Below are 15985 nucleotides of genomic sequence, written 5' to 3' on the forward strand. Positions count from 1 at the left end.
AGATCAGGCCTGTGCGGGCGCGGCCTTCACGCGAAACAGCTGCTTGAGGCCGGAGAACAGCGGCGCCTTCACGGTGCCCGGTGCGCGGCCAAAGCTCTCGGTGATGCGGTCCAGAATGATCGCGAGCAGCACGACCGACAGACCGCTTTCGAAGCCGAGACCGATGTCGAGGCGCTGGATACTCGCTAGCACGTCGTTGCCGAGGCCGCCCGCGCCGACCATCGACGCGATGATCACCATCGACAGCGCCATCATGATCGTCTGGTTCACGCCCTGCATGATCGACGGCAGCGCGTTCGGGAACTGCACCTTGTACAGCAGTTGCCACGGCGTGCAGCCAAACGCCTGGCCGGCTTCGACGATCTCGCGGTTCACGTGGCGGATGCCGAGGCTCGTGAGGCGCACCGCGGGCGGCATCGCGAAGATCACCGTCGACAGGATCCCCGGCACGCGGCCGAGACCGAACAGCATCGCGGCCGGAATCAGATAGACGAAGGCCGGCATCGTCTGCATCAGGTCGAGGATCGGGCGCACGATCGCGGCGACCCACTTGCTCTTCGCGGCCCAGATGCCGAGCGGAATGCCGAGCACGAGGCTGATGATCGTCGACGACAGCGTGAGCCCGAGCGTGATGACCGTCTGGTCCCAGAAGCCGGTCGCGAAGATCAGCAGCAGCGACGCGGTGGTGAACAGCGCGAAGCGCCAGCCCACCCGCCACAGCCCGACGCCGATGAAGATCGCCATCATCAGCCACATCGGGATCGCCTGCAGGCCATGCTCGACGAATGCGGCGAGCCCTTCGATCGCCTGACCGATCGCGTCGAACGTCTTCGCGTCGTGGTCGAGCAGGTAGTGAACGGACTGGTCGACCCAGCTACCGAGCGGAATCATTTCAGACATGGGAGCCTCGCGAACGCGTGATGGCCTTCAGGATGAGCGCGCGATCGACCGAGCCGCAGTAGCAGCCGTCGTCGTCGACGACCGGCAGTGCATTCGGGCTCGCGACCACGCGCGCGACGACATGGTCGAGCGACGCATCGCGCCGGATGCTTTCGATCGGCCGCACGGACGGCGTGTCCTGGCCGATCGCGTCGCGCGTGACGAAGCCGCGGATCTTGCGCTGGGCATCGAGCACGAACGCGTATTCGGCGCTGCCGTTCAGCGACGCCGCGACGTTCGCGGCATCGCACTTCGACACGAGCGGCACGGCGCCCGTCTGCATCAGGTCGCCGGCCGTGAGATAGCGGCTGGTGTCGATGCCGTCGAAGAACGCGCGCACGTAATCGTCGGCCGGGTTCGCGATGATGTCCTGCGGCGTGCCGACCTGCACGAGGCGGCCGCCTTCCATGATCGCGATGCGGTTGCCGATGCGCAGCGCTTCCTCCAGATCGTGCGACACGAACATGATCGTGCGACGCTGTTCCTTCTGCAGTTGCAGCAGCACGTCCTGCATTTCGCGGCGCTTGAGCGGATCGAGTGCGGAAAACGCCTCGTCCATGATCATCAGCGACGGGTTCACGGCCAGCGCGCGGGCGAGGCCGACGCGCTGCTGCATGCCGCCCGACAGCTCGGACGGCAGCTTGTGCGAAAACGGCGCGAGGCCGACCTGCTCGAGCACTTCCATCGCGCGGCGCTCGCGCTCCTTCTTGCCCATGCCCGCGACTTCGAGCCCGAACGCGGCATTCGACACGACGGTGCGATGCGGCATCAGCGCGAACGACTGGAACACCATGCTCATGTCCTTGCGGCGCAGCGCGGTCAGCGCCGAGCGGCGCGCCGACGCGACGTCGAGCCCGTCGATCAGCACCTTGCCGGCGCTCGGATCGACCAGCCGGTTCACGAGGCGGATCAGCGTGGACTTGCCGGAGCCGGACAGGCCCATCAGCACGAAAATTTCGCCTTCCTGCACATCGAAGGAGACGTTGTGCACGCCGACGACCTGACCGGTGCGCTTGAGCACATCGTCCTTCGTCGCGCCGGCGGCGAGCATGTCGAGCGCCTGCTGCGGATTGCTTCCAAACACCTTGCACAGACCTTCGACCACAACCTTGGGGGCATCCATCGAAACCTTCTCCTCGTGTAGCGGGGACTCGCGCTTGTCATAGCGTGCCTACATAGTTGCCAGAAAAAACCCCGGCCTGCCGACGAATTACGACAAACGCTTGCGCAAATACGACACAGCCTCCGGCCCCGTCCGGCGGGCCGCGCCGCCGATTGCGGCAGCGCAATACGCGCCCGGCCAGCAACGACGGGCATCGCCCGCCGGACTTGTGCGCAGCAGCGCGGCGAACGGCACATGAGGTTTTGCGTCAGGTCGCATCGGGCACGCGTCGTTTTGCGACAAATCGACGTCCGTTCCGGCGTCGATCTGCTCAGACGAAAGCGCGCATCCATTCGCCAGTAAAAAGCATGACCGTGCAAAAAGCCGGATGGCGACACCGAACGGCGCATGCCGCGATACCGCGTCACCCCCGGAATTCGGCGCGGGCACGCTGTGATACATTCCCCGCAAACACGCCGATCGCGACGATGCCGCGGGCCTTTCGCACGAGGGCCGAGCCGCACGGCGCGCGCATGCCGGTTCGCCTGCCGGCCGTGCTGAAACCGCCTCGATCCGGTGCGATCCGCGATCGAAGGACGATAACGATAGTGAGAGGGAGCAAGGCGTTGAACTGGGCATTCGCCGTAATCGGTTTCATCGTGGGCGGCATCGCTGCCTTGATCGGGGATTTCTCGGCCGGGAGCGGCTCGCTGCTCGGGGCCGCCGTCGGATTCTGCGTCGGGCACGCGCTGCGGCAACGCAAGCAGCAGAACCCGCGCGCCACGCCCGACGCGTTCGCGGTCTCCGCGACGCCGCCGCCCCCGTTACCGCTCGCCGATCGCGTCGCGCGCCTCGAAGCCACCGTCGACACGCTCACGCGCGAACTCGACGCGCTGCGTGTGCAACTCGCGGGCGCGACGGCCGGCGCGGCGACTTCCGGCGGCATCGCGCACACGGCTTCGGCGAGCGCCACATCCGCCCCGCTGCCGGCGCACTCCCCGACACCGCCCGTACCACCCGCGCAACCTGCTGTCGCACGGGCAGGTACATCGGCCTCCACCTCGGCACCGGCGCCCGCCTCGACGCTCGCGCCGGCAACCGCCGCGCGCCCGGCCGCATCCGCGCCTGCCCCCGTCGACACCACGACGATCCCCCCGGCCGCACCGGCCCGCGCTGTCCCGCCCGCACCCCGTGAACCCGGCATCGCCGAACGCGCATTCGGCGCCGCGCGCGACTGGCTGCTCGGCGGCAACACGGTCGTGCGCGTCGGGATCATCGTGCTGTTCTTCGGCGTCGCGTTCCTGCTGAAGTACGCGGCCGACAACGACATGCTGCCGATCGAGTTCCGCCTCGCGGGCACGGCGCTCGCCGCGGCCGCGCTGCTCGCGATCGGCTGGCGCGTGCGGGCGCGTCGCGCCGCCTACGGCCTCGTGCTGCAAGGCGGCGGCGTCGGCATCCTGTACCTGACGATCTTCGCCGCGACCAAGCTGTATGCATTGCTGCCCGTCGGCGCCGCGTTCCCGCTGATGGTCGCGGTCTGCGCGCTGAGCGCGTTCCTCGCGGTGCGGCAGGACGCGCTGCCGCTCGCATTCATGGGCAGCGCGGGCGGCTTCCTCGCGCCGATCCTGCTGTCGACCGGCCAGGGCAACCATGTCGCGCTGTTCAGCTACTACGCACTGCTGAACGCAGGGATCTTCGCGATCGCGTGGTTCAAGGCGTGGCGCCCGCTGAACCTGCTCGGCTTCGTGTTCACGTTCACGATCGGCTCCGCGTGGGGCGTGACCGCCTATCGTCCCGCGCTGTTCGCGAGCACCGAGCCGTTCCTCGTCCTGTTCTTCCTGATGTATGTCGGCATCGCGCTGCTGTATGCGGTGAAACGCGAACTCGCGCTGCGACACTACGTGGACGGCACGCTCGTGTTCGGCACGCCGATCGTCGCGACCGCGCTGCAGGCGTCGCTCGTCAAAGGCATGCCGTTCGGGCTCGCGTGGAGCGCGGTCGCGCTGTCGGCGTTCTACGTCGCGGTCGCCGCATGGCTCGCGCGCCGCCGCGACCGCCTCGGCCTGCTGTTCGAATCGATGCTCGCGCTCGCGGTGATCTTCGCGACGCTCGCGGTGCCGCTCGCGTTCTCGGGGCCGACGACCAGCGCCGCGTGGGCCATCGAAGGCGCGGCCGTCGTGTGGCTCGGCGTGCGCCAGAAGCGCCTGCTCGCGTTCGGCTTCGGGCTGCTGATGCAGGTCGCCGCGGCCGGCGCGTTCTTCACGAGCCTGCTGGGCCCGGCCGACACGGCCGCGCTGCCGGTGCTCAACAGCCCGTATATCGCGATGCTGCTGATCGCGCTCGCCGGCCTGTTCACCGGCTGGTGGCTGCACGGGCGCGGCGAAGCGCGCGCGTGGCACGCGTGGATGCCGGAGATCGGTGTCGCGGCCGCCGCGTGGGGGCTGCTGTGGTGGGTCAGCGGCGGGCTGCACGAGATCCTCGTCTATGCGAGCCGCCATGTCGACCTGCATGCCGACCGCTTCGTCGTCGATACGACCGCGCTGTTCGCGGCCGGCACCGCATGGCTCGCGCACGTCGCGCGCCGCCGGCTCGCATGGCCGCTCGCCGAATGGCCCGCGCTCGCGCTCACGCCGGTGCTGGCGCTGCTCGCGCTGCGCGCGTTCGACGCGCACGAAGCGCCGCTGTCGGGCATGGGCGCGTTCGCGTGGCCGATCGCCGTCGGCGCGGGGCTCGCGCTGCTGTGGCGCCAGTCGCGCGGCACGACCGCCGCCGCCGCGAACGGCACGGCGTCCGCCGTTGCAGCAGGCATTCTCGCGCCGCTGCATACGCTGACGTTCTGGACCCTGTGCGGACTGTTGTCGCTCGAGGGCTTCTGGCGCCTGCGCACGTTCGTCCCGGAAGGCGCGTGGAGCTGGAGCGCATGGGCGTACGGCTTCGGCGCGCTGCTCCTGCTCGTATCGGGCCCCGGCTCGCGCCTGCGCTGGCCGGTCGCCGCGTTCCCGCGTGCGTATCAGGTGTGGGGAGCCGCGCCGCTCGCGGCGCTGCTGTGGCTCTGGAGCATCGCCAGCACGGCGAGCGACGGTGACGCCGCTCCGCTCTTCTGGCTGCCACTGCTCAATCCGCTCGACGTCGCGCAGGGTCTCGTGTTCGTCGCGTTCGTCGCGTGGCTGCGTCGCCTGAAATCGCTCGGCCTCGCGTGGCATCCGCGCGTCGTCGACTATATGGCGATCGCGACCGTATTCCTGTGGTTCAACGCGCTGCTGCTGCGCACGCTGCATCACCGCTTCCACCTGGGCTACGACATCGACACCGTGCTGTCGTCGTTCGGCATCCAGCAGGTGTTCATGGTCGGCTGGAGCCTGTTCGCATTCGCCGGAATGTGGCTCACGCGCCGCGACGGCATCGCCCGCCTCTGTGCGTTCGCGTCGCTGCCGCTGATCGTCGTGATGTGGGCGTGGACCTTCTACGCGAACTTCACGCAGGACGGCGGAAGCTGGGCGCGCGTACCGCTGTTCAATCCGCTCGATCTCGTGCTCGCGGTCGTCTATGCGCTCGCCGCGTCGTGGTTCATGCGCGCGCGCAGGCTCGGCTGGTCGTTCGACGCGTATCGCGTCGAGTTGCTGGGTGCGGGCGGCGCGACCGGGTTCCTGTGGCTGAACGCGATCCTGCTGCGCACGCTGCATCACTGGGCCGGCGTGCCGTACGAATTCGGCGCGATGGCGGAGTCGACGCTCGTGCAGGCGTCGGTGTCCGTGTACTGGACGGTCTGCGCGCTCGCGATCACGATCTGGGCCACGCGCCGCGGGCTGCGACCGCTGTGGTTCATCGGCGCCGCACTGCTCGCGCTCACGGTCGTCAAGCTGTTCCTGTTCGACCTGTCGCACGTCACCGGCATCGAGCGCATCGTGTCGTTCATCGGTATCGGCGTGCTGCTGCTGTTGATCGGCTATTTCTCGCCGCTGCCGCCGAAGGCCGCCGCGCAACAGGACGGCCAGCCATGAAACGACTCGCCGCCCTGTTCGGGCTGAGCCTGCTCGCGTCGTTCGCGGCAGCCGACGGCGCGCCGAACGCCGGCCGCGTCACGCAGCGCTTCGCGCTCGACCTCGACGGCAGCGCCGCGTATTACCAGCTCACCGTGCCGCAGCCCGTGTATGCGGCGAGCCGGCGCGACGACCTCGGCGACGTGCGCGTCTTCAACGGCGCGGGCGAGCCGGTGCCGTACTCGCTCGATGCACCCGCCGCGGCCGCATCCGGCGTGCCGCCGTCCCGCACGCCGGTGCACTGGTTCCCGCTGCCGCCCGTCCGCGCCGAACACGGCAATGCGCCGCTCGGCGTGACGGTCGGCCCGGACGGCGCGCTGCGCGCGGCCGTCGCGACGCCTTCGGACGGCAGGCACGGCGCGGATCTCGTCGACCTGTCGCATGCCGACGGCAGCATCGATGCACTGCTCGTGCACGTGGACGACGACAGCTACCAGGGGCGCGTGTCCGTCGAAGCCAGCGACGACCTGCGCAGTTGGCGAGCGCTCGGCAGCACGCAGTTGCTGAAGGTCGGCCGCGGCAACGACATGCTGGTGCAGGAGCGCATCGCGCTCGAAGGCGCGGCGCCGCGCTACCTGCGGCTCGACTGGCTCGACGGCGCGCCCGCGATCGTGTCGATCGACGTCGAGACGCATCCGCGCGACGCGCGCGGCACCGACACGGCGTCCGTGCCGCGCCAGTGGCGCGATGCCGTGCGGATACGCGCTGGCGGTGTGCCCGGCGAGTATCTGTTCGACACCGACGGCGCGTATCCGGTCGACCGCGTGCGCATCGACCTGCCGCAGCCGAACACCGTCGCGCGCGCGACGCTGCAAAGCCGCGCCGATGCGCAGGCGCCGTGGCGCGACGTCGCGTCCGCCGTGCTGTTCCGGCTGCAGGGCAAGGGCGGCGAGCAGCGCAATCCGCCGTTCGAGTTCGTCGCGAATACGGATCGCGCGTGGCGAATCGTCGTCGACATGCGCAACGGCGGGCTCGGCGGCGGCCAGCCGGCCGTCGCGATCGGCTGGCATCCGGCCGCGCTGACCTTCGTCGCGCGCGGCACGCCGCCGTTTACGCTCGGCGTCGGCGATGCGTCGCTCGTGTCGTCGGCCGTGAGCCGCGACGCACTGCTGGTCGGCATGGCGCCGGAAGTGCGGCCCGCCCGCGTCGGCGCGGCGCTGCCGGTGTCCGCGGTCGCGCCGGCGGCAGCCGCCGATGCGGATGCCGGGCGCCGCTACGTGCTGTGGGGCGCACTGGTGATTGCGGTCGGCGTGCTCGGCGCGATCGCATGGCGCCTCGCGAAAGGCGGCGGCGAGACGCGCGACCGCGCCGAATGACGCCGACACGCGTTTGCGTGCCGCTCGACGCGGCGTTCATCGAGCAGGTTCGTTCCTTCGGCCATCGCGGCGCGTGACCGCACCGGTTCATCGAGCGATCCGCGCCCCGTCTTCGCGGGAAGGCCACGCGACGCGCCTGCGGCACGAGCAGGCGCCCTGCCCGCCGCTATCGCGCCACGAAGCGGCCGTGCTGACGCGGCCGCCACGGCGACGACCGACGACTGGCCGCACCGGCCGCTCGGCGCGCCGCGAAACGTCCGGCGCGACGCCAGCCCGACTCGCGCCGGGCCATCGCGACGATGCGCGGCGCCCACGCCTGCATGACACGCCGCACCGCCGCCACGCGCGCAGCCAGCCGCGCTGCCGGCAACACGCGGCGTGCCGCACGTGCAACGGGCCGTTTGCACAGGATCGCGCTGTCGTAGCACTTGCCGGCGAAACGCATGACGTCGACCACCTCGAAACCCTGCGCGCCATAGAACGCCAGCAGGTGCGCAGCGGGATGCGGCGTATCCAGCGCGAGCAGCGCATAGCCGCGCAACGCGGCCCACTGCTCGGCGAACGACAGCAGCAACGCGCCGATCCCGCGGCTCTGGCAAGCCGGGTCCACCGCCACCTGACGCACGCTCGCGACGCCTTCGCGCCGGTACAACGAGCAGGCCGACGACGGATCGGTCGCATACAGCGTGGCCGTGCCGACGACACGCCCGCCGCACACGGCGACATAGCATTCGCCCGCTTCCGCGCGGCGGCGCGTGACGTCTTCGTCCTGATCGACGCACGTGCAGTTGAGCCCCATCGCACCGAGTCGCGCGAACGCGCGGTGCAGCATCGGCGTGAGTTGTGCATAGCTGTCGACTGCCGGATCGAAACGCCGGACGATCACCCGATCGGCACACACCAAAGGCGGTGGGGCAGGGGTGCGTTCGGCGATCGCGTTCCAGGGTATCGACATGGCCAGGCTCCGTGGTGAAGATGCACGAAGTCTAGGAGCGCGCCGGCAGCCGTCGCAAGAAAAAATGTCGTAAAAATCCCTGGGTAGCGCGGGTGGCGGAGGACGTGGTGGAGACGGTGCGTTCCGATGCAGCGTGCGCGTCTTGGCGAACGCATCGAAGCACCGGTCGTTGTTCGCGCAAGCAACCGAGCACGCCATGAAGTCGCGCGGCGAGGCCCGTCCCCGGCGCGCACGCCGTTGACACGTGCCATCCCACACTCCAGACTCGCTGCTCCGTCACCGCATCGCGAGCGCCCATGATCACCTGCTTCCTTCGCTACGTCGTCGATCCGTACAAACTCGTCGAATTCGAAACCTACGGCAAGATGTGGATTCCGCTCGTCGAGCAGTTCGGCGGCACGCATCACGGTTACTTCCTGCCGTCCGAAGGCGCGAGCAACATCGCGCTCGCGATGTTCTCGTTCCCGAGCCTCGCCGAATACGAGCGTTACCGCGAACGCTCGAAGGACGATCCGGCCTGCCAGGCCGCGTTCCGCTACGCGGAGGAAACGCGCTGCATCGTCAGCTACGAGCGCAGCTTCTTCCGGCCGGTGTTCGAGTAACGGGCCGCGCCGCCGCGCATCGCGCCCCGTTTTCCGGTCGAGGACGAAAAAAAGCCCCGCCTGCATCCGCGCGGCGGGGCCAACCCATGTCAGTAGAGACATCATGGAGGAGACGAGTCCATCTTATCGACCGTGGCGCACCGTCCCAACCAAGCATTTCTGCTATCGATCTGCGCGGCCACGCACACGATTGCCCCCGCCACGCGGCATATCGATAGAACGAAAAGTCGTTTTCAGAGTGGCGACGGGGTCGTTACCATCTGGTTTTAAGCCTGTGCTTAGCCGGGCAAGCCAATCCCAGGAGCGCCCCTTGACTGCATTCGATCAACACCGCCGCCCGTTCGTCGTCGGCATCGGCGGGACCACCCGAGCCGCATCGTCCACCGAACGCGCACTGTCGTTCGCACTGCGCGGCGCGCAGGCCGCCGGCGCACGCACGCGCCTGTTCGACGGCCCGTTCCTGCATACGCTGCCGCACTACGCCCCCGAACACAAAACGCTGACCGACGCGCAGCGCGAGCTGATCGACGCCGTGCGCCAGGCCGACGCGATCATCATCGCGACGCCCGGCTATCACGGCGGCGTGTCCGGTCTCGTGAAGAACGCGCTCGATACGCTCGAGGAACTGCGCGCGGACGAACGCCCGTATCTCGACGGCCGCGCGGTCGGCCTGATCGTCACCGCGTACGGCTGGCAGGCGGCCGGCACCGTGCTGACGTCGCTGCGCTCGATCGTTCATGCGCTGCGCGGCTGGCCGACGCCGTTCGGCGCAACCGTCAACACGCTGGAAACGCGCTTCGAAAGCGCCGACAGCTGCTCGGATCCGAAGGTGGTGGCACAGCTCGAGACGGTCGGCGCGCAAGCGGCCGAATTCGCGCTCGCGTTCGCGTCGCATCGTGCGGCCTCGCACGCGGCGTCGGTCGATGCGCTCGCGCCCGTACTGAAGGTCGCCAACCAGTAACCTCCGCATTCCGCCGCGCGGCCCTGATCGACAAGATTCGACAGGGCCGCGCGGCGCGTCTTCCCGCGCATGGCGATGTGCCGGACGCGCCGTCTTCGCCTCTCGCACATACCGTTTCCGCGTACCACCCCGATAACGATTCAGCCCGCTGCGTGATTTGCATTGGCCGAAAGATTGGTTCACGCCGCCGGCAGGTTTTCGTACGCTGAAAGTCCGAACTTTTTCCGCGCACGCCATGAACCGTACGATCCGCTACAAGGGCTATGAAGTCGCTCCCGCTGCCGCCCGGTTGCCGAACGGGCTGTTCGCCGCCAACCTGACCATCGAACGCGCGAACGGCGGGCCGTCGCCGCGCTCCGTGTCGTTCGACGCCATCGATTTCTTCTTCGAGGAAGAACACGCCCTCGCCTACGCGTCGCGCTGGGGCCGCCTCTGGGTCGACACGAACGCGTGACATCCGCGGGGCCGGCGTGCCCATGGCCGCTCGAAAATACGCGATGACGGAAGCTGTGCAAGAATCTTTCGATCCGTAATCGCATAACAATAGCCATGACTGACACGCTGCAGGAAGAGCATGCAGCCGCAGATCACGCGATGCGCAACTGGACCTTCGAGAGGCAAGGTTCGGTCCGGATCGGTTCCGATGCGCACAAGCAGATGTTCTGTCGGATGCTGCTCGACACACACAACCCGTACAAGCCGGCCGTGATCGACTGGCCGGCACTCCAGCCGGCCGAACTCAGGCGGCTCACGTCGCTGCCGATCTGGGACATCGCGGTGCAAACCGAAGGCCGCGCGTCGATCCGCGTGGCGACCTACGCCGCGACGGTCGACGATCCGCTGCTGCGCCGCGCGCTCGAGATGGACGGCGGCGAGGAAGCCCGCCACAAGGTCGTGCTGTCGAAGCTCGTCGAGGCGTACGGCATCCAGTTGGCGCCCGAGCCGCCCTATCCGGCACCGAAGGACCCCGAATGGTCGTGGATGATGACGGGCTTCAGCGAATGCATCGACAGCTTTTTCGCGTTCGGCCTGTTCCGCTCCGCGCAGCGCTCCGGCTATTTCCCGCCCGAACTGGTCGAAACCTTCGAGCCCGTGATCCAGGAAGAAGGCCGCCACATCCTGTTCTTCGTGAACTGGTACGCGTGGTACTGGCGCACGATGCCGTGGTGGCGCCGGCCGTGGTTCTTCGCCCGCGTGGCGGCCGTGTGGGTGCAACTGATCCGCGACCGCATGAGCATCGCGCGCGGCATCGATGCCGACGGCGCCGCGCGTGACGCGAATTTCCCGGCTACCGGCACCGCGGACATCGGCGATGCGCTGAACCCGCGCGAGCTGATCGAGCTGTGTCTCGCGGAGAACGACCGGCGGATGGCCGGATACGACAAGCGCCTGCTGCGCCCGATGTTCGTGCCGCGGATGGCGCGGTTCGCGCTGCGGTTTCTGAAGAAGTGAAGTCGAAGGCTTGCCGCCGGTCATGCGGCAAGCCCCCGGTCGGGTCCACGCCCGTGGACCGAATGTGGCGTGCGCGATACATTCGATCAATCCCTATTTTTCTTCGATACGTCGAGCCGCCGACGGCATGACGGACAAATTGTCGCACCCTCCATCTGACATTTCGACCGCCGCCGACCCGACGCCGACCTGCGGTCTTTGACGACCTGTCGACACACCCCGCGAAACAGCCGCTCCCCCTGCCTGCTCGACTTCCGGCGTGCGCACCGATTCCGCTCTAACACCGGTGCCAACGCGATCGTCAATAGGACAAATCCGATAAATTGCCGCGAATTGTTTCATTTGTCGCTCCGTAGCACTTTTTTACAACTTCGACGGATCGGGCGGCCCGGAACGCCCGTCGCACGGGCCCCCGCGCCGGGCTGGATGCGCAGATCGGCACAACCCAATGCGCCTCGTGCCAGGTAAATTCGATTATAAAATAATCTCCAAATACAAAAACCAATTCAATTTACACCAAACATTTAACAAGTTAATAATTAGACAAATATATTATCTCGTCATAGCCAAACAATCCTTACTGAAATGAAAGAATGCAGGGTTGCGCAAACGTTTGCTATTTCATTTGTCTTACTTTTGAGTCGATTCGATCTGTTGCCCATCGCACACAACCATCGTAAGTCATTGATTTTTATATATAATGTAGCGTCTCGCCAGAAAAATTCAAACCCTACACGACACATTCTTACATCTTTCAAATTCATTCACACCCAGTACATCAAAACTCGATGCATTAACCATTCTTTAACTTTCAAAACGGTTCATTTATCACTGTTTGTCAATCTCTAAAATCCTCCTCCAATAAACTCCGCCCATCAATTTTGAGATTCGCGCGAGCGCACGGAGTAACCCTCTAACAAAAGAGACCGGTGTGTGGCGTGCACATTTGGAGGTAGCAGGACATGAACCGCACATACCGCTCGATCTGGAACGAAGCGCTTGGCGCCTGGGTCGCGGCATCGGAACACGATTCGGCACGGGGCAAGCCGAACAAGTCGGCCGTCACTGCCGCAGTATTGGCCGCCGTCGCAATGCTCCCGTCGCTCGCCGGCGCCAATACCTTCGTTCCAGGCACGACCAACGGTAGCCAATTCACCGTTTCGTCGTGTACGTCGAGCGGTGGCAACGGCACCGTCGGCCGCACGACGACAGGCAACACCAATGCCTATCCCGTCGACGGATCCGGCACTTACTCCACGGTTGCGGGCTGTAACTCCAGCGGCAACAACAATCTCGCGGCCACGGCTTATGGGGCATTCGCGCAAGTCACCGGCACCGGCGGTACGGCGACGGGCTTCCTGTCATCTGCCGCGCTCTGGGGCACGTCCGCCGGTCTCGAGTCGACCGCCAGCGGCGCCGGTTCTACCGCGCTCGGCTTCGGGGCAACGGCCAACGCATTGAATTCGGTCGCGATCGGCGGTGCAGCCGGTAATGGCACCACCCCGCTTTCATATGCGAACTCGACCATCGCTTCGGGCGCCGGCGCGGTCGCAATCGGCAGCAACGCGACGAAGGGCGCGCAGTCTGCCGCGTCGGATGGCATCGCGATCGGCGGGCAGTCGTCCGTCGCGTCGGCCGCCACGTCGGGTATTGCAGTTGGCCGTGGTGCGACGGTCAATGGTGCGTATGGCATCGCGCAAGGCGACGGCGTCGTCTCCGGCGCAACGGGCCGAAACGTGGCAATCGGCTCGTCGGGCACGACGGCGAACAGCGCGACCTCGGCCGGCGGCGCGGTCGCGATCGGCCGAGGCCAGAGCGCAAGCGGCGACGGCGCCGTTGCGATCGGCGATCCGAACAGCGCCACCGGTACAGGCGCGCTGGCAATCGGCGCGAACGACACGTCGAACGGCTCCGGCGCCATCGCGCTCGGCAACAGCAACTCGGCGAGCGGCACGGGCTCCGTGGCGCTCGGCAACAGCAGCACGGCGACCAACAGTTCCGTCGCCATCGGCAGCTCGGCCTCGGCGACGGGTACCAACGGTGCGATTGCCGTCGGCAATGCGGCAACCGCGAACGGCACCGGCGCGATCGCGCTCGGTAACGTCGGCAGCTTTGCCGCCAACTCGATCGCAAGCGGTACGGACGCACTCGCGCTCGGTAACGGCTCGACGGCCAGCGGCAGCGCCGGCGCGGTCGCGGTCGGCGCGGCAGCCGTGGCGTCCGGAAGCTACGGCACGGCACTCGGTTCGAATTCGACCGCGAGCGTCGCAAACTCGGTCGCCCTCGGCTACAACGCGCTGACGACCAGTGCGGCAACGGCGACGTCCGGCGGCACCACCACCGTCAGCAGCGCCACGATCGGCGGTCAGACGTTCGGCAACTTCGCCGGCGCCAATTCGGCGGGCGGTGTCGTCAGCGTCGGGCAGTCGGGCTCGGAACGCCGTATCCAGAACGTCGCGGCGGGCCTCGTCACGGCCACCAGCACCGACGCGATCAACGGCAGCCAGCTCTATTCGGTTGCGAGCACGACGACGTCGAGCATCACGAGCCTGTCGACGTCGGCTTCGACGGGCCTGTCGTCGGCTAATAGCTCGATTTCGTCGCTGTCCACGTCGACCTCGACCGGCATCAATTCGCTGTCCACCGGCCTCAGCTCGGCAAACAGCTCCGTTACGTCGCTTTCGACTTCCACGTCGACGGGTCTCTCCTCGGCTAATAGCTCGATCGGCTCCCTGTCGACCTCGACTTCGACCGGCATCAACTCGCTGTCCACCGGCCTCAGCTCGACAAACAGCTCGGTTACGTCGCTTTCGGCTTCCACGTCGACGGGTCTCTCCTCGGCTAATAGCTCGATCGGCTCCCTGTCGACCTCGACTTCGACGGGTATCAATTCGCTGTCGACGGGCCTCAGCTCGGCAAACAGCTCGGTTACGTCGCTGTCGACTTCCACGTCGACGGGTCTCTCGTCGGCCAACAGCTCGATCTCGTCGCTGTCCACGTCGACCTCGACCGGCATCAATTCGCTGTCCACCGGCCTCAGCTCGGCAAACAGCTCCGTTACGTCGCTTTCGACTTCCACGTCGACGGGTCTCTCGTCGGCCAACAGCTCGATCTCGTCGCTGTCCACGTCGACCTCGACCGGCATCAACTCGCTGTCCACCGGCCTCAGCTCGGCAAACAGCTCCGTTACGTCGCTTTCGACTTCCACGTCGACCGGCCTCTCGTCGGCCAACAGCTCGATCTCGTCGCTGTCCACGTCGACCTCGACCGGCATCAACTCGCTGTCCACCGGCCTCAGCTCGGCTAACAGCTCGGTCACGTCGTTGTCGTCTTCCACGTCGACCGGCCTCTCGTCGGCTAACAGCTCGATCTCGTCGCTGTCGACTTCGACTTCGACCGGCATCAACTCGCTGTCCACCGGCCTCAGCTCGACAAACAGCTCGGTTACATCGCTTTCGACTTCCACGTCGACCGGCCTCTCGTCGGCTAACAGCTCGATCTCGTCGCTGTCCACGTCGACCTCGACCGGCATCAATTCGCTGTCCACCGGCCTCAGCTCGGCAAACAGCTCGATCACGTCGTTGTCGTCTTCCACGTCGACCGGCCTCTCGTCAGCTAACAGCTCGATCTCGTCGCTGTCGACTTCGACCTCGACCGGAATCAACTCGCTGTCCACCGGCCTGAGCACGGTCTCGACGAAGACGGACAACCTCGGCAGCAGCACCGCCTCGGCACTTGGCGGCGGTTCGACGTACGACCCGACGACAGGCAAGGTTTCGGCCCCGTCGTACACCACATACAACGCGAACGGCACGACGTCGACCGCCAACAGCGTCGGCTCGGCGATCAACAACATCAACAGCCAGGGCATCAAGTACTTCCACGCGAACTCGACCGGCGCCGACAGCACCGCAACGGGCACCGACGCTGTCGCCATTGGCTCGGGCGCCGTCGCCAGCACGATCAACTCCGTCGCCATCGGCCTCGGCGCGGTCGCCAGCACAGACGACTCCGTCGCACTTGGCGCCGACTCGAAGACCGTCGCGGCAACGCCCACGAGCAGCGCGACCGTCAACGGCGTGACGTTCAGCGGATTCGCTGGCGCCAAGCCAGTCGGCGTCGTCAGCGTGGGTGATGCCGGCAAGGAACGACAAGTCACCAATGTCGCCGCGGGTCAAGTGACCTCCACCAGTACCGACGCGATCAACGGCAGCCAACTGTATTCGGTCGCCCAGCAAGTCGGTACTGCGACCAGCGCCATTTCGTCGCTGTCCACTTCGACCTCGACCGGTCTGTCGTCGGCTAACAGCTCGATCACGTCGCTCTCGACCTCGACCTCGACCGGCCTGTCGTCGGCCAACAGCTCGATCACGTCTCTGTCGACCTCGACTTCGACGGGCCTGTCGTCCGCGAACAGCTCGATCACGTCGCTCTCGACCTCGACCTCGACCGGCCTGTCGTCCGCAAATAGCTCGATCACGTCGCTCTCGACTTCGACTTCGACGGGCCTGTCGTCCGCGAATAGCTCGATCACTTCGCTGTCGACTTCGACGTCGACCGGCCTCTCGTCGGCTAACAGCTCGATCACGTCGTTGTCGACTTCGACTTCGACGGGTCT

The 15985-nt window shown here is 66.9% G+C and carries 10 protein-coding genes and 1 pseudogene; 7 read left to right on the forward strand and 4 right to left on the reverse strand.

The annotated features are described in order from the left end of the window. Positions 1-3: 3 nt before the first annotated feature. From choW to DFS13_RS40380, 3 genes and pseudogenes are all read right to left on the reverse strand, one after another. On the reverse strand, positions 4-900 hold the full coding sequence (gene choW, locus DFS13_RS26200) for a choline ABC transporter permease subunit (protein WP_006491873.1): 897 nt from the start codon (positions 898-900) through the stop codon (positions 4-6). Further along, a pseudogene (locus tag DFS13_RS26205) lies at positions 893-2184 on the reverse strand (glycine betaine/L-proline ABC transporter ATP-binding protein); the annotation flags it as partial. The pseudogene DFS13_RS26205 and the gene choW, both read right to left, overlap by 8 nt. Further along, positions 2150-2503, reverse strand: a complete 354-nt coding sequence (locus DFS13_RS40380; RefSeq protein ID WP_006489122.1) for a hypothetical protein — start codon at positions 2501-2503, stop codon at positions 2150-2152. The pseudogene DFS13_RS26205 and the gene DFS13_RS40380, both read right to left, overlap by 35 nt. 164 nt (positions 2504-2667) lie before the next feature. Here DFS13_RS40380 and DFS13_RS26215 point away from each other — a divergent pair, with 164 nt between their 5' ends. Both DFS13_RS26215 and DFS13_RS26220 read left to right on the forward strand, forming a co-directional pair. Beyond that, positions 2668-6042, forward strand: a complete 3375-nt coding sequence (locus DFS13_RS26215; RefSeq protein ID WP_111442275.1) for a DUF2339 domain-containing protein — start codon at positions 2668-2670, stop codon at positions 6040-6042. Next, on the forward strand, positions 6039-7397 hold the full coding sequence (locus tag DFS13_RS26220; protein ID WP_111442276.1) for a DUF3999 domain-containing protein: 1359 nt from the start codon (positions 6039-6041) through the stop codon (positions 7395-7397). Before DFS13_RS26215 ends, DFS13_RS26220 begins: the two co-directional genes overlap by 4 nt. A gap of 166 nt (positions 7398-7563) precedes the next feature. Here DFS13_RS26220 and DFS13_RS26225 read toward each other — a convergent pair whose 3' ends face one another. Next, the gene (locus tag DFS13_RS26225) at positions 7564-8352 is read right to left on the reverse strand and encodes a GNAT family N-acetyltransferase (RefSeq protein WP_111442277.1); all 789 of its coding nucleotides are present in this window, start codon (positions 8350-8352) and stop codon (positions 7564-7566) included. Positions 8353-8648: 296 nt separating this feature from the next. On the opposite strand from DFS13_RS26225, the gene DFS13_RS26230 reads away from it, so the two are divergent. The 5 genes from DFS13_RS26230 to DFS13_RS26250 form a co-directional block, all read left to right on the forward strand. Continuing rightward, positions 8649-8954, forward strand: coding sequence for an NIPSNAP family protein (locus DFS13_RS26230; protein WP_006490913.1), 306 nt, complete (start codon positions 8649-8651; stop codon positions 8952-8954). 310 nt (positions 8955-9264) lie between these two features. After that, positions 9265-9915: an NADPH-dependent FMN reductase gene (locus DFS13_RS26235; RefSeq protein ID WP_006490914.1), complete on the forward strand. Its 651-nt coding sequence runs from the start codon at positions 9265-9267 to the stop codon at positions 9913-9915. Between the two features lie 235 nt (positions 9916-10150). Further along, positions 10151-10369, forward strand: a complete 219-nt coding sequence (locus DFS13_RS26240; protein WP_006491406.1) for a hypothetical protein — start codon at positions 10151-10153, stop codon at positions 10367-10369. 95 nt (positions 10370-10464) lie between these two features. Then, a complete protein-coding gene (locus tag DFS13_RS26245; protein ID WP_006490910.1) occupies positions 10465-11367 on the forward strand; it encodes a hypothetical protein in 903 nt (300 codons plus the stop codon). 962 nt (positions 11368-12329) lie between these two features. Further along, positions 12330-15985: ESPR-type extended signal peptide-containing protein (locus tag DFS13_RS26250; protein ID WP_258399100.1), on the forward strand; the 3656-nt coding region annotated here is incomplete at its 3' end.

The organism is Burkholderia sp. 28_3 (genome assembly GCF_003253915.1).
Lineage (GTDB): Bacteria > Pseudomonadota > Gammaproteobacteria > Burkholderiales > Burkholderiaceae > Burkholderia > Burkholderia cenocepacia.